The sequence below is a fragment of the Amycolatopsis sp. NBC_00355 genome (assembly GCF_036104975.1).
Lineage (GTDB): Bacteria > Actinomycetota > Actinomycetes > Mycobacteriales > Pseudonocardiaceae > Amycolatopsis.
In genome coordinates this window covers 81639-96936 of the sequence record NZ_CP107982.1, presented here as the reverse complement: position 1 = coordinate 96936, position 15298 = coordinate 81639, and the positions used below count along the sequence as shown (strand labels likewise).

The 15298-nt window shown below is 72.9% G+C and carries 6 protein-coding genes; all 6 read right to left on the bottom strand.

Annotation, left to right across the window (positions count from 1 at the left end; genetic code table 11):
* Positions 1–33: 33 nt before the first annotated feature.
* The 6 genes from OHS18_RS00380 to OHS18_RS00355 all read right to left on the bottom strand — a co-directional run bounded on the left by OHS18_RS00380 (position 34) and on the right by OHS18_RS00355 (position 15291).
* On the bottom strand, positions 34–11535 hold the full coding sequence (locus OHS18_RS00380; RefSeq protein WP_328615449.1) for a non-ribosomal peptide synthetase: 11502 nt from the start codon (positions 11533–11535) through the stop codon (positions 34–36).
* Between the two features lie 11 nt (positions 11536–11546).
* Complete coding sequence (locus OHS18_RS00375) at positions 11547–12758, bottom strand: MFS transporter (protein ID WP_328615448.1); 1212 nt, start codon at positions 12756–12758, stop codon at positions 11547–11549.
* A 21-nt stretch (positions 12759–12779) separates the two neighbouring features.
* Positions 12780–13952 carry a cytochrome P450 gene (locus tag OHS18_RS00370; RefSeq protein WP_328615447.1) on the bottom strand — a complete coding sequence of 391 codons (1173 nt, stop codon included), beginning with the start codon at positions 13950–13952 and terminating at the stop codon, positions 12780–12782.
* 127 nt (positions 13953–14079) lie between these two features.
* Positions 14080–14823 carry a thioesterase II family protein gene (locus OHS18_RS00365; RefSeq protein ID WP_328615446.1) on the bottom strand — a complete coding sequence of 248 codons (744 nt, stop codon included), beginning with the start codon at positions 14821–14823 and terminating at the stop codon, positions 14080–14082.
* A 5-nt stretch (positions 14824–14828) separates the two neighbouring features.
* Positions 14829–15095: a phosphopantetheine-binding protein gene (locus OHS18_RS00360; RefSeq protein ID WP_328457296.1), complete on the bottom strand. Its 267-nt coding sequence runs from the start codon at positions 15093–15095 to the stop codon at positions 14829–14831.
* A gap of 1 nt (position 15096) precedes the next feature.
* Entirely contained in the window at positions 15097–15291 is a 195-nt protein-coding gene (locus OHS18_RS00355; protein ID WP_328457298.1) for an MbtH family protein, read from the bottom strand.
* Between the last annotated feature and the right edge of the window lie 7 nt (positions 15292–15298).

The window sequence follows — 15298 nt, the reverse complement described above, 5'->3', positions numbered from 1 at the left end:
AGTGTTTAGGGCGGTTCTAACCGCCCTAAACACTCACGACCGGCCGGCCAGCCGCGCGGCCACCACCGGACCGATTTCGGCCGCCGCTTCCGGCTGCATCAGCTCGCCGTGCCGGGCGGCAATCTCGTGTATCGCCAACCGCCCCTCGATGTACGGCTCCCACATCGACGGCTCCGGAGAATCGGCGTGTTTCCCTTCCGTGGCACGGAAGAACAGGACGTCACCGGCGAACCCGCCAGGCCGGTGCGCCCGGGCGAGCGCGCTGTTGTGCGCGAACACCTCGGGCAGCGCGTCCACCGCCTGCGGGGAAAGAGCGGCCAGCGGGCTGCCGTCCGCGAGCAGGATCGACCGGAACTCCGGCAGGTCGAGGGGCGCCGAGTCCGGCCGGGCCGACAGGTCGTGCCCGAGCGAGCCCAGCAACGCGGCGAGCGGCTCGTCCGACGGCGCCGGACCGGTCGGCGGGTAGCCGTCCAGCATCGCCAGCAACCCGACCTCTTCCCCCTGTTCCTGCAGTTCAGCTGCCATCGCGTGCGCGACCTGCGCGCCGAACGACCAGCCGAGCAGGTGGTACGGCCCGCGCGGGCGCACCCGGCGGATCTGCTCGAGGTAGTCCTTGACCAGCTCGTCGATGGAGGCCGGCCGGCGGTCGGGCTGGGTCAGGCCGCGCGACTGCAGCGCGTAGACCGGCCGGTCCACGTGCGCCAGCAGCCCGGAGTACACCCAGCCGATGCCCGCCGCGGGGTGGACGCAGAACACCGGCGCCCCCTCGCCGGCCGCCCGCAGCGGCAGCAGGACGGCCAGCTCGTCACGGTCGGTGCCCGTGGCCGTGCCGGTGCCCAGCCGCTGGGCCAGCCCGGCGACGGTCGGGGTCTCGAACAGCACCCGGATGCCCAGCTCGGCGCCCAGTTCGCGGCGGATCAGGCTGATCAGCCGCGCGGCGAGCAGCGAATGCCCGCCGAGGTCGAAGAAACCGTCGTCGACCGACACCTCGGGCACGTCGAGCACCTCGGTGAACAGCCCGCACAGGGCGCGCTCCAAGGCGGTCCGCGGCGCCCGGACCGGCGCGACCGCCCGGACCGGCGCGGGCAACGCCGTGCGGTCGAGCTTCCCGTTCGGCGTGAGCGGGAGAGCATCCAGCACGACGAACGCCGAGGGCACCATGTTCGCGGGCAGGAACGCTTCGGCGTGCGGCCGCGGCTCGGTACCGGCGTCCGCGACGAGATAGGCGACGAGCCGGCCTTCACGCAGCACCGTCACCGCCTGCCGGACGCCGGGGCAGCGGCCGAGCACGGCGTCGATCTCGCCCAGCTCGATCCGCACCCCGCGCACCTTGACCTGGTGGTCGGCCCGGCCGAGGAAGTCCAGCCGGTTGTCACGCCGCCACCGCACGACGTCGCCGGTGCGGTACATCCGCTCCCCCGGCCCGCCGAACGGATCCGCGACGAACGCGCCCGCGGTCAAGCCCGGCCGGCCGAGATACCCGCGCGCGAGCCCGGACCCGGCCAGGTACAGCTCCCCCGGCACCCCGGCCGGCACCGGGTTCAACCGCCGGTCCAGGACGTACACCCGGGTGTTCGGCACCGCCTCGCCGATGTCCGGCGGGCCGTCGCCGTCCGGCGTGACGTCGCCACCGGTGGCCATCACACTGCACTCGGTCGGCCCGTAGCCGTTGACCAGCCGGAAGCCGTCGCCGGACGACGGCCGACGGCGGAGGCGATCGCCCCCGGCGACGACGACCCGCAGGTCCGGGCCGGCGAACGCGGGTTCGTCGAGCATGAGCTCCAGCCGGGGCGTCGGCAGGAACGCCACGGTGATCCCGGACTCGGCGAGCCATTCGGCGAGCCTGCCGGTGTCGTCGAGCACGCGCTGCGCCGGCAGGTGCACCGACGCGCCCGCAGTCAACAGCGGCCAGGTCTCGAAGACGGCGGCGTCGAACCCGAGCGCGGCCACGTGCCCGCCCCGATCGGCGGCGGTGACGCCGAATTCGCGGTGGTACCAAGCACAAAGGTGGGCGAGCCCGGTGTGGTCGAGGACCACGCCCTTGGGTGTCCCGGTGGACCCGGAGGTGTAGATGACGTACGCGGCGTCGCGCGGGCTCAGCTCGACCTGCGGAGCGTCGACGAGCTGGGCCGCGATGGCCGCGGCTTCGGTGTCCAGGCACAGGACCCGAGCGGTCCCGGCCACTTGGGCGGCCAGCGCGGTGGTCGTGATAACCACCGGAGCCGCGGCGTCGGCGAGCATGAACGCCAGCCGGTCGGCCGGGTAACCCGGGTCGAGCGGCACGTACGCGCCCCCGGCCCGCATGACGGCGAGCTGCGCGACGAGCAGTTCCGGCCCGCGCGGCAGGCAGACGCCGACCAGCGTGCCGCGGGTGATCCCGAGGTGACGGGCGAGCTGGTTGGCGCGCCGGTTGAGGTCCGCGTAGCCGAGTTCGCCGTCGTCACTGACGACCGCGACACCCTCGGTACGGGCGATCCGGTCCGGAACCGCACGCCACGGCCCGAAGTCCACCGGGTCCGGCGCGGCCAGCAGCCGTCGTCGCTCCCCCGGCGCCAGCAGCTCCAGGCTGCCGATCGGGGTGTCCGGCGACGCGACCGCCGCCGTCAGCAGCCGGACCAGCCGCGTCACGAAGCCGTCGACCGTCGAGCGGTCGAACAGGTCGGTGCGGTACGTGAGCCCGCCGCCGATGCCGGACGCCCGGCCGGGGTCCAGCTCGTGCAGCGACAACGCCAGGTCGAAGGCCGCGGTCCGCACCGCGACCGGCTCGCCGCTGACCCGCAGGCCGGGCAGGTCGAGGTCGGCGTCGTCGGCGTTCTGCAGCACGAACAGCACCTGGAACAGCGGGTGCCTCGCCAGGGACCGGGCCGGGTTCAGCTCGTGGACCAACCGCTCGAACGGGACGTCCTGGTGGGCGAACGCGCCCAGGTCGGTCTCGCGGACGCGGCCGAGCAGCTCGCGGAACGTCGGCTCCCCCGCTGTGTCCACGCGCAGGACCAGGGTGTTGACGAAGAACCCGACGAGGTCGTCGAGGGCTTCGTCGGTGCGGCCCGCGACCGGGGTGCCGATCGGGATGTCGTCCCCGGCGCCGAGCCGGGTCAGCAGCACGGCGAACGCGGCCTGCAGCACCATGAAGAGCGTGACCCCGCCGTCGCGCGCCAGGTCCCGGAGTCCATTGTGGAGGCCGGCGTCGATCTCGATCGGCACCGAGTCGCCGCGGTGCTCGGCCACGGCGGGCCGCGGCCGGTCGGCCGGCAGCGTGAGTTCCTCCGGGAGCCCGGCGAGGCGCTCGCGCCAGTACGCCAGTTCGGCGCCGAGGATCGAGCCGTCGTCGTCCGGGTCGCCCAGGACGTCGTGCTGCCACAAGGCGTAGTCACGGTACTGGACCGGCAGCGGTGTCCACTTCGGACGCTCACCCGCGCACCGGGCGGTGTAGGCGGCCGAGAGGTCGCGGACCAGCGGGCCCATCGACCAGCCGTCGCTGACGATGTGGTGCTGCACGAGCACCAGCACGTGGTCGTCCTCGCCGAGAGCGAGCAATTCGGGCCGGAACGGGCGGTCGGTGGTGAGGTCGAAGGTCGCGGCCGCCGCCGCGTCGAGTGCTTCGGACAGAGCGGACTCGGCGATCGTGCGGACGTCCAGGGGAATCTCGGAGACGTCGAGGATCTGCTGGCACGGACGGCCGTCCAGCTCGGGGAAGATCGTGCGCAGGGACTCGTGGCGGCCGGTGACGTCGGCCAGCGCGTCCGCCAGGGCGGTGCGGTCGAGCTGCCCGGTGAGCCGCAGAGCGCAGACGACCGCGTACCCGGCGTCGCGGCCGTGCAGCTGGTTGAGGAACCAGAGCCGGTGCTGGGCGTGGGACAGCGGGATCCGGTCGGGCACCGGACGCGGGCGCAGCGCGGGCCGGACCGGCCGGCCGTGGTCGATCCGGGCCGCGAGCCCGGCTACGGTCGGCGCCTGGAACAGGTCACGGATGCCCAGTTCGACACCGAGCGCGGACCGGGCCCGGCTGATCAGCCGCGTCGCCAGCAGCGAGTGGCCGCCGAGGTCGAAGAACCCGTCGTCGATCCCGACCCGGCCGGCGCCGAGCAGTTCGGCGTACAGTCCGCAAAGGATCTCTTCGGCCGGGTCCCGGGGCGCGCGATAGGACGTGGTCTCCGCGTCCGGGACCGGCAGCGCCCGGCGGTCGATCTTCCCGTTGGGGGTCAACGGGAACTCCGGCAGGGTGACAACGGCCGCCGGGACCATGAACTCCGGCAGGACGGCCGCGAGATGGCTTCGGACGCCGGTCGCGTCACCGGTGCAGTAGAGGACGAGCCGCCGGTCGCCCGGGACGTCCTCGCGCACGACGGCGACAGCCTGCGTGACACCCGGGTGCCGGGTCGCCGCGCCGGCGACTTCACCCAGCTCCAGACGCTGCCCGCGCAACTTGACCTGGTCGTCCGTGCGGCCGAGGTACTCCAGCTCACCCGTGTGAGTCCAGCGCACCAGGTCTCCCGTGCGATACATCCGGGCCCCCGGGGTACTGGGGTCGGGTACAAACCGTTCGGCGGTCAGGCCGGGGCGGTGCAGGTAGCCGTCGGCGAGCTGGATCCCGGCGAGCCAGAGTTCGCCGGGCACGCCGGGCGGGACCGGGTCGAGCCGCCCGTCGAGCACGTACGCGCGGGTGTTCCACACCGGACGTCCGATGGGGACGGTGGACTCGCCGGACGTGAACGGGTGGTGGCTCGCTTCCACGGCGAACTCGGTCGGACCGTAGAAATTGGACAGTCGCGCGGACAGGCTTGCCGTGCACCGCTCGGCCAAGGCGGGGGTCAGCGCTTCACCGCCGCAGAAGATCTGCCGCAGCGTGGTCTCGCCGCAGCCGGGTTCGGCGAGGAACGCCTCGAGCATCGCCGGGACGAAGTGCGCCACGGTGACACGTTCGGCGCGGATCACCTCCCGCAGGTAAGCGGGATCGCGGTGCCCGTCCGGCCGCGCGACGACGAGAGCCGCACCGGTCAGCAGCGGCCAGAAGAGTTCCCACACCGAGACGTCGAACCCGGACGGCGTCTTCTGCAGCACCCGCTCGCCCGGGCCGAGGGGGTAGTCGGCCTGCATCCACGCCAGGTGGTTGACGATCCCGGCGTGCGACATCAGCACACCCTTGGGCCGCCCGGTCGACCCGGACGTGTAGATCACGTAGGCCGGGTAGTTCGCGGTGATCGCGGGCAGCGGCCCGTCGCCGGTGAGGCGGGTCTCCTCGGTGAGCACCAGCGACGGCCGCGTGTCGTCGAGAAGGAACTTGATCCGCTCGGCCGGGTAACCGGGATCGACCGGCAGGTACGCCGCGCCGGCCCGGTGGACGGCGTGGACCGCGACGACCAGGTCGGGTGAGCGCGGCAGCTGCACCGCGACGACGTCACCGGGCCGGACGCCGTGGCCGCTCAGCGCCCTGGCCAGCCTCTCGACCCGGTCATCGAGGTCGGCGTACGTCAGCGACTCGCTTTCGAAGACGACCGCGATCGCTTCCGGTGTCCGCGCCACCTGCCGCGAGAACAACTCCGGCAAAGTCCCGGTCGACACCGGCGCGTCGGTCGCCGTCCACGCCGTGAGCGACCGGCGGTCCACCTCGGACAGGAGATCGACGCGGTCGAGCGGGGTGTCCGGCTCGGCGACGACCGCGTCGAGGAGCCGGACCAGCCGCCCGGCGAGCGCGAGGGCGGTCGTGTGGTCGAACAGGTCGGCGGCGAACGAGAGCGAACCGGTGATCCCGCCGGCGTGTTCGGCGAGGTTCAAGCCGAGGTCGAACTTCACCGCGTCGGAGTCCAGGACTTCGGGGGTGACGTCGAGCCCAGGCAGCGTCAGGCCGGCGTCACCGGTGTTCTGCAGGACCAGGAACACCTGGAACAGCGGGTGCCGGGCCAGCGACCGGGCCGGGTTCAGCTCGTGGACCAGGCGCTCGAACGGGACGTCCTGCCGCTCGTAGGCGGCCAGGTCGGTTTCGCGGACGCGGCCGAGCAGGTCGCGGAAGCTCGGGGCGCCGCTGGTGTCGGTGCGCAGGACGAGGGTGTTGACGAAGAACCCGATGAGGCCGTCGAGGGCCTCGTCGGTGCGGCCGGCGATCGCCGTGCCGATCGGGACGTCCTCACCCGCGCCAGACCGGGTCAGCACGGTGGCGAGCGCGGCCTGCAGCACCATGAACAGCGTCACCTGCGCGGAGGTGGCCAGCTCGCGCAGCCGGTCGCTCAGCTCGGCGCCGATCTCGACCGGCACCGAGTCGCCCCGGTGCGACGCCACCGCGGGGCGCGGCCGGTCGGTCGGCAGCGGCAGCTCGTCCGGGATCCCGGCGAGCTGCTCCCGCCAGTAGCCCAGCTGGGCGGCCAGCGGTGACTCCGGATCGTCGGCGTCGCCGAGCAGGTCGCGTTGCCAGAGCGTGTAGTCGCCGTACTGGACCGGCAGCGGCGCCCACTCCGGCGCGTGGCCGGCCCGGCGCGCGGTGTAGGCCTCGGCGAGGTCGTCGACCAGCGGGCCCAGGGACCAGCCGTCGGCGGCGATGTGGTGCAGCGTCAGCAGGAGCACGTGGTCGTCCGGCGCGTCGGCGACCAGCGACGCGCGGAACGGCGGCTCGCGCGTCAGGTCGAACGGCCGTGTTTCGGGGGCGGTCAGCTCCGGTCGCCACCCGTCCAGGACCACCTGGTGGGGCTCGCCGTCGACGGCCGGGAAGATCGTGCGCAGGACTTCGTGCCGCTCGGCGACGTCGCCGAGGGCCGCGCTCAGCGCGTCCCGATCCAGCTCGCCGCGCAACCGCAGGGCGAGCGGCATGTCGTAGGCGCCGGTGTCGTCCCCGAACTGCAGGATGAACCACAGCCGTTGCTGCGCCGGGGAAAGCGGCATCGGTTCCGGACGCGGGAGCGGCCGCAGCGCGGGCCTGGCCACGTCCGCGGTGGACAGTCGCGGGGCGAGACCGGCGACGGTGGGCGCGTCGAAGAGGTCGCCGATGCCGATCTCCGCGCCGAACGCGGCGCGGATCCGGCTGACCAGTCTGGTGGCGAGCAGCGAGTGGCCGCCGAGGTCGAAGAACCCGTCGTCGATCCCGACCCGCTCGACGCCGAGGACGTCCGCGAAAAGTCCGCAAAGGATCTCTTCGCGAGCGTCGCGGGGCTCTCGCGCCACTCCGGTGACCAGGTCCGGCACCGGAAGAGCGTTCCGGTCGAGCTTGCCGTTCGGGGTTCGCGGCAGCTCGGGCAGCGTCACGAACGCCGACGGCACGAGGTGCCGCGGGACGAACGCCGCGACGTGGTCCCGCAGCGCGGCCGGCTCGGCGTCACCGACGACGTAGGCGACCAGTCGCTGGTCACCGGGCCGGTCCTCGCGCAGGACGACCGCCGCCTCACGCACGCCCGGGTGTTCCGCGGCGACGGCCGCGATCTCGCCCGGTTCGACGCGCAGGCCGCGCAGCTTGACCTGCTCGTCGGTCCGGCCGAGGTAGTCCAGCTCGCCGCCGGCGGTCCAGCGGACCAGGTCGCCGGTGCGGTACATCCGCTCCCCCGGGCCGCCGAACGGGTCGGCGAGGAACCGGTCCGCGGTCAGGCCGCCGCGGTGCAGGTAGCCGTCCGCGAGCTGCGCGCCGGCGAGATACAGCTCCCCCGGTACGCCCGGCGGCACCGGGCTCAGCCGGGCGTCCAGCACGTGCGCGCGGGTGTTCCACACCGGCGCGCCGATCGTCACCGGTCCGGCGCCGACGGCGTGGGCGGTGGCGTCGACGGCGACCTCGGTCGGGCCGTAGAGGTTGATCAGGTCGGCGGTCAAGGTGCTCGCGCAACGGCCGGCCAGCGCGGCGGTCAGCACTTCGCCGCCGCAGAACACCTTCCGCAGCGACGGGCAGTCCCCTTCGGACAGTCCGAGGATCCCGTCGAGGATGCCGGGCACCACGTACAGGACGCTGATCCGGTCGGCGCGGATCGTGTCGAGGAGGTAGGCGGGGTCGCGGTGCCCGTCGGGCCGCGCGACGACCAGGGTCGCGCCGGACAGGAGCGGCCGGAAGAACTCGAGGACCGAGACGTCGAAGCTGGACGGCGTCTTCTGCAGCACCCGGTCGCCGCTGGTCAGGGGGTGTTCGGCCTGCATCCAGGCGAGGTGGTTGACGATCCCGGCGTGCGACATCAGCACACCCTTGGGCCGGCCGGTCGAGCCGGACGTGTAGAGCACGTAGGCCGGGTGGTCCGGGGTGATCACGGGCAGCGGTCCGTCGCCGTCCAGGTCCGTGTCGGGCGTGAGGACCAGCGCGGGACGGGCGTCGGCGAGCATGAACGCCACCCGGTCGGCCGGATAGCCCGGGTCGACGGGCAGGTACGCCGCACCGGCGCGGTGCACGGCGTAGATCGCGACGACGAGTTCGAGCGAGCGCGGCAGCTGCACCGCGACGACGTCACCGGGCCGCACGCGCAAGGCCCGGGCCAGCCGGTCCACCCGGGCGTCGAACTCCGCGTACGTCAGCGACTCACCTTCGAACACGACGGCGGTCGCGTCCGGGGTCCGGGCCACCTGCTGGGCGAACAGCTCCGGCAGCGTCGCCGACGGAACGGTCGCCTTGGTGTCGTTCCACTTCGCCAGCCGGCGGTGGTCCACATCGGACACCAAGTCGACGCTGTCCACCCGCGACTCCGGGTTCGCGGCGACCACCGTCAGGAGCCGCACGAGACGGTCGACGATGTCCTGTGCGGTGGCGCCGTCGAACCGGTCGGTGGCGAACTCGAGGCTGCAGCCGAGCCCGGCGCGGCGGTCCTCGACCGTCAGGCTCAGGTCGAACTTGGCGGTGCCCGACACGGTGTCCCCGGCGGTCACGGTCAGCCCCGGCAGGGTCCACTCGCCACCGGCGGTTTCGCTGCCGAGGAAGGAAAGCAGTACCTGGAACAGCGGGTGGCGGGCGAGCACGCGAGGCGGGTTGAGTTCTTCGACAACGCGCTCGAAGGGCAGGTCCTGGTGGGCGAAGGCGCCGAGGTCGGCGTCGCGGACGCGGGCGAGCAGCTCGCGGAACGCCGGCGCTCCCGACGTGTCCGTGCGCAGGACCAGGGTGTTGACGAAGAACCCGACGAGGTCGTCGAGCACCTCCTCGCCGCGGCCGGCCACGGGCGTGCCGATCGGGACGTCCTCGCCCGCGCCGAGCCGGGTGAGCAGCAGCGCGAACGCCGCCTGCACGACCATGAACAGCGTGGCCTGGTTGTCCCGGGCCAGGGCCTTGAGCGCGGCGTGGGTGGCCGCGTCGACCTCGGCCGAGACGACGTCCTTGCGGTGGCTGGGTTTCGCCGGCCGAGGGCGGTCGGCGGGGAGCGCGAGTTCGTCGGGCAGCCCGGCCAGCGTTTCGGTCCAGTAGGTCAGCTGACGGGCCGCCAGACTGTCCGGGTCGGCCTCGTCACCGAGCAGGTCGGCCTGCCAGAGCGCGTAGTCGGCGTACTGGACCGGCAGCGGCGGCCACGTCGGCGGCTGCCCGGTGAGACGGGCGGTGTACGCGGTGGTGAGGTCGGCCATCAGCGGCCCGGTCGACCAGCCGTCGGCGGCGATGTGGTGCAGGCAGAGCACGAGGACGGACTCGTCGCCGGCGCGGAACAGCCGGGCGCGCAGCGGGATCTCGCGGGCCAGGTCGAACGCGGCACTCCCGGCGGCCTCGGCCAGCGCGGCCAGTTCTTTCGGGGCGCAGTCGACGACTTCCAGCACGTCTGCGGCCGGCAGGACGTCCTGCCACGGTTCGCCGTTCTCGACCGGGAACACCGTCCGAAGGGTTTCGTGGCGGGTGACGACGTCCCGGCAGGCGGCGGAGAGGGCGGCGACGTCGACCGGGCCGGTGAGTCCCAGGGTGAGCGGGATGTTGTACGCGCGGTCCTGGCCGTCGACCCCGGCGAGGAACCACAGCCGCCGTTGCGCGGACGACAGCGGAACGCGGTCCGGGCGCGGTCGCGGGGTGAGCGGCGGGCGAACCGGGCCGGGCGCCTGGGCGTCGAGGGTGGCCAGGATTCCGGCGACGGTCGGAGCGCGGAACAGCGCGCGGACGCCGAGTTCGGCGTTCAACGCGGTGCGGATCCGGCTGATCAGCTGGGTGGCGAGCAGGGAATGGCCGCCGAGGGCGAAGAAGCCGTCGTCGAGGCCGACGGTGTCGAGCCCGAGGACGTCGGCGAACAGCGCACAGAGGATCTCTTCCCGCGCGGTCCGGGCGCCGCGGAAGGTCACCGGCGCGATCCCGGGTGCGGTTTCCGTTGTGACGGCTTCGACTTTCGCGAGTTCCAGAGCCCCGAGTGGCCGGTCCGGATCGGCCAGTGCCAGGTCGAGCAGACGCACCAGCATGGCCGCCATCGCGTCCACAGTGGACTTCTCGAACAGGTCGGCGGCGTACTCGAACTGGCACGAGACGCCGTCCGCGTGCTCGGCGAAGACCACGCTGAGGTCGAGCTTGGCGGTGGCCAGGTCCAGGGGCACGGGCCGGACGTCGAGGCCGGGCAGGGTGAGCGCCGTCCCGTCGTCGTGCTGCAGGACGACCATGACCTGGAACAGCGGGTGCGCGGACCGGCCGGCGCCGAGGCGGTCGACCAGCCGGTCGAAGGGGACGTCCTGGTGGGCGTAGGCGTCGAGGCCGGTGTCGCGGACCCGGGCCAGGAGTTCGGCGAAGCTCGGGTCGCCGCTCAGGTCGGTGCGCAGGACCAGGGTGTTGACGAAGAACCCGACGAGGTCTTCCAGGGCTTCTTCGCCGCGGCCGGCGACGGGCGTGCCGAGCACGATGTCGTCACCCGCGCCCCAGCGGTGCAGCAACGCGGCCAAGGCGGCCTGCAGACCCATGAACGGCGTGCAGCGCGCGGCGCGCGTCACCGCGACGAGCCGGGCGTGCAGGTCAGCGGGAATCTCGATTTCGACGAGCCCTGCGGCGCCGGTCGTGTCACCGGCCCGGTGCGCGGGCAGGACCATCCGCTCGGGGACGCCCGCGAGCCGCTCGGTCCAGTACGCGAGCTGGGCCGAGAGCAGGCTGTCCGGGTCGTCCTCGGTGCCGAGCACCTCGCGCTGCCACTCGCTGAAGTCCACGTACTGCACCGGGAGTGGCTCCCAGTCCGGGGCTTCGCCGTCGAGACGCGCGGTGTAAGCGCTTGCCAGATCGCGACCGAGCGGGCCGAGAGACCAGCCGTCGCAGGCGATGTGGTGCAGTACCAGCAGCAGGATGTGGTCGTCCGGGCCGAGTTCGAACAGGGTGACGCGCAGCGGCAGGTCCGTGGCGAGGTCGAAGGGCCGGGCGATCGCCTCCGCGAGGTCGTCGCCGGACCGGACGTCGAAGATCAGCCGCCCGGCCGCGTCCACAGTGGACAGGACTTGCTGGCCGGGGACGCCGCCGTCGACCGGGATGACCGTGCGCAGCACCTCGTGGCGGCCGAGGACGTCGGCGACCGCCTGCCGCAGCGCGCGGCGGTCGAGGCGGCCGCGCAGGCGCAGCGGGAACGGGACGTTGTAGGTGGCGCTGGGGCCTTCCAGCTGGTCCAGGAACCACAGGCGCTGCTGGCCGAACGACAACGGACGCACGGGAAATCCCTTCACTGGGGCAGGCGCAGGGCCCGGGCCGCGAACACCGGGCCGCCGAAGGCGATCACGGCGCTGCAGATCCAGGCGACGACGGGGGTGGTGAAACTGGCGATGGCGCCGGACACCGCGTAGGCCAGCGGCGCGCAGCCGATGCCGGACAGCGACACCATCGACATCGCGACGCCGAGGCGGTCCATCGGCGCCGCCTGCTGGTAGAGCGTCACCGCGGCCGGGCCGTTCTGGCCGGAGCACACGCCCAGCGCGACGGCCATCGCGGCCATCACCCACAACGACGGCACCAGAACCATGCCCAGCAACAGGACGGCGATCCCGATCCCGCTGCCGACGAGCCGTACCGAGATCGGCACGCGGTCGCCGAGCAGCGCGCCGAGCCCGGCCGACACCAGCGCGCCGGCCGCCCAGCAGGCGATGAGCAGGCCGACCGCGGAAACCGCCCAGCCGCGTTCGATGACCACCTCGGGCAGGCCGGGGTTCATCGGCCACGCGAACGCGAAGTCCAGGCACAGCCCGGAAAGGAACAGCAGCCGGAGCCGGCGGTCGGCGCGCAGCAGCTTGAGGCCGTCACCCGAGCGGCGCCACAACGGCACGCTGGACACCGTGCGCGGCGCGTCGATCGCCTTGGTCGCCGGAGCCAGGCAGACCAACGAAACGACACAACCGCCGCAGACGACGGCGAGGGCGACGCCGAGGTGCCCGGTCGCGACCAGCCAGGCGCCGAACGGCGAACCGAGAATCGGCGCGAAGCGCGCGACCATGGTGCGGACCGAGTTCGCCGTGCTCAACCGGTCCTTCGGGACCATGCGCGGCATGAGCGTGCCGAAGGACGGCGACCCGAGCCCGAGCATTGCGCCTTCGAGCGCCGCGACGACGACGAGCAGCGTCACCGACTGCGCGGACAACGCGACCACGACCGAGACGGCCAGCACCGCGATCCGCACGGATGTGGTGCGCAGCAGGACCGAGCGGGGCCCGAAGGCGTCGCAGATGACGCCGCCGAAGATCATCGCGAGCGCGCGCGGGACGGACTCGGCCAGCGTCACCCACGTGACGGCGGCCGTCCCGCCGAGCTGGGCGGCGGCCCAGACGGCGGCGATGAAGAAGACCTGGTCGCCGATCAGGGAGATGCCCTGGCCGGTGAGCAGCAGTCCGACTTTGCCCCACATCGCGGTGGGTTTTGTCTCGTACACCTGAGCTTGTGTCATGGCTGGTCCGTTCCGTCGCGCTCAGCGGGCCCGCAGGCGCACCGGGAGGTGGTCGAAGCCGAAGTTGATGATCGAGCGGTTGTGCACCGCGTCGCCGACAGGTTCCAGCACGGCGACCTGATCCAGCAGGGCGGCGTAGATCGCTTTCAGCTCGGCCTTGGCGAGCGGAGCGCCGACGCAGTAGTGCGCGCCGACGCCGAGGGCGAGGTGCCGGTTCGGCGACCGGTCGAGCAGGAGTTCGTCAGGCCGGTCGAACATCGCCGGATCGTGGTCGGCGGACCACGTCCACACCGCGACCTTGTCGCCCGCCTCGATGATGTGCCCGCCGAGCTCGACCTGGGTCGTGGCGGTGCGCAGGACGTGCAGGCCGACGGAGGTGAACCGCAGCAGCTCGTCGGTGGCGAGGTCGAGGTCGGCGCCCTCGGCCAGCGCTTTCCAGAGACCGGGTCGCCGCATCAGCGCGTGGACGCTCATCGCCGCGGTGTGCCGCACGGTCTGCACCCCGCCGACGACGATGTTGTCGAGGTTGAGCACGACATCCTCGATCGGCAGGCGCCGGCCCTTGATGCGGTGGGTGGCGAGGGTGCTGATGAGGTCGTCGGCCGGGTTCTTACGCCGTTGGACGACCTTCTCGAACAGATACGGCAACAGCTTCTGATGCCCGGCGCGGCGCGCGTCCGGCGTCTGGGCCAGAAACGCTTCGTCGCAGACCGCGACGACCAGATCGCGGTCGTCACCGGGAATGCCGAGCAGATCGCACATCACGACGAGCGGCACGGTGGCGAGGACGTCGACAAGATCGGCTTCACCCTGCTCGACAGCGTCTTCGACGACCCTCTTGGCCAGTTCGGTGATGCTCTGGGCCGCGCCGCGCACACCCTTGGGCGAGAAGTACGGCAGGACGGGAGCCCGGAGTTCACGGTGCCGGGGACCGTCGGAAAGCGCCATCATCTTGCCCGCGCCGGCTGGGGCACCGCCCGTCCCGAGGAGCGAACCGCCGGTGGAGCTGAAGGTGGTGGCGTCGGTGAGGACACGGGAGCCGAGGTCGTAACCGAGCACCGACCAGACGGGCCCGTCGAGCGCGGTCTCGGTGCGGTGGACGGGAGCCTGGGCCCGCAGATCGGCGACGATACCGCCGACGTCGGGCCGGGCCCAGAGGCCGGGATCGGTCAGATCGACGGTGGCGGTGGACACGGGTGCCTCCTCGGGCGGGCTTTCGTGTGATGCGGGCTGGTGCAGCAGGCGCGCGACCGGCGGTCCGGCGTGCGCAGCGGTCCGGCGGTCGTGAGTGGTCATTCGGGGTGAGAACCCGAATGGCCACTCACGACCGGACGTGCAAGGTGCGGAGCAGGCCTGCGGGGCCGCCGGACAGTGGCGTCGCGAGCAGGTGCCCACCCGGCTCGACCGACGCGGTGAAAGCGCCCGTCGTGGCGTCCGCCCAGCCGGCCAGCGTGGCCGGCGGCAGGCCTGCGTCCGACGAACCGGCAACCGCGTGGATGGGAAAGTCCGGCACTGGGTCGGGGCGGTAGTGGTAGCCGCGGCAGACCGTCAGGTCCGTCCGGATCGCCGCCACCGCCAGTTCGCGGATCGTCTCGTCCGCGGGCAGGGCCGTGGCCAGGCCGCAGCGTTCGAGCAGGTCCGACGCGCCTTCCGAGGTCGGCGGGATCGAGCCCGGCCAGCCTGGCGGCGGGGCCGCGCAGGCCGGGACCACGATTCGCGGGCGAAACGCCGACGGCAAGGCACGAGCCACTTCGTACGCCAGGAGAGCACCGAAACTCTGGCCGTAGAACAGTGAGCCCGGCCGCAAGTACGCCGAGAGGCCGTCGGCCACCGCGGACACCAGATCCGGGAAGCCGGCCGGCATCGGGTCGCCGAAGCGGCCTCCGCGGCCGGGCAGCCGGATCGCCCAGACCTCCAGGTCCGGGGCCAGTGCCGCGGCCAGGCCGGCGAACGCCGTGACGTCGCCTCCCGCGTGCGGGAAGCACACGGCCTGCGGGGTCGCGTCCGGCAGCGGGTGCGGCCGGTAGCACCAGTCCCCCGCGATCGCCGGACGCGGACCGGTCACGAGAGTCACCGGGTTCCCCGGCGGCCGACCAGGGCGACCGTCGGCCGGGCGGGGGCCTGCTGCGCGGACCGCACCGTCTCGACGAAGTCCAGGAGGGTCCGGGCGGCCATCAGGTCGCGCAGCGAGAGGTCCACCGCGAACTCGTCCCGCACCCGGTAGACCACCCGCAACGCGGTCAGCGAGTGGCCGCCCAGCTCGAAGAAGCCGTCTTCCGGCCGCACTTCGGTGACGCCCAGTTCTTCGGCCCACACCGCGGCTATCGTCTCGAGCATCTCAGACGCCCAGCGCGACGCGCAGGCTCTTCGGGCGGATGTCGGTCCAGGTCTTGTCGACCCAGGCGACGCACTCCTCGCGGGTGCCGCTCTTGCCGGCCGGGTGCCAGCCGGCGGGTACGGCCAGCTCGGCCGGCCAGATCGAGTACTGCTCCTCGTCGTTGACGACGACCGTGAAGTCCTTGAACGCGTCCACAGTGGAT

Bases quoted from the DNA above. Each gene is read 5' to 3' on its own strand.
- OHS18_RS00375 (WP_328615448.1), bottom strand. From the start codon at position 12,758: ATGACACAAGCTCAGGTGTACGAGACAAAACCCACCGCGATGTGGGGC.
- OHS18_RS00360 (WP_328457296.1), bottom strand. From the start codon at position 15,095: ATGCTCGAGACGATAGCCGCGGTGTGGGCCGAAGAACTGGGCGTCACC.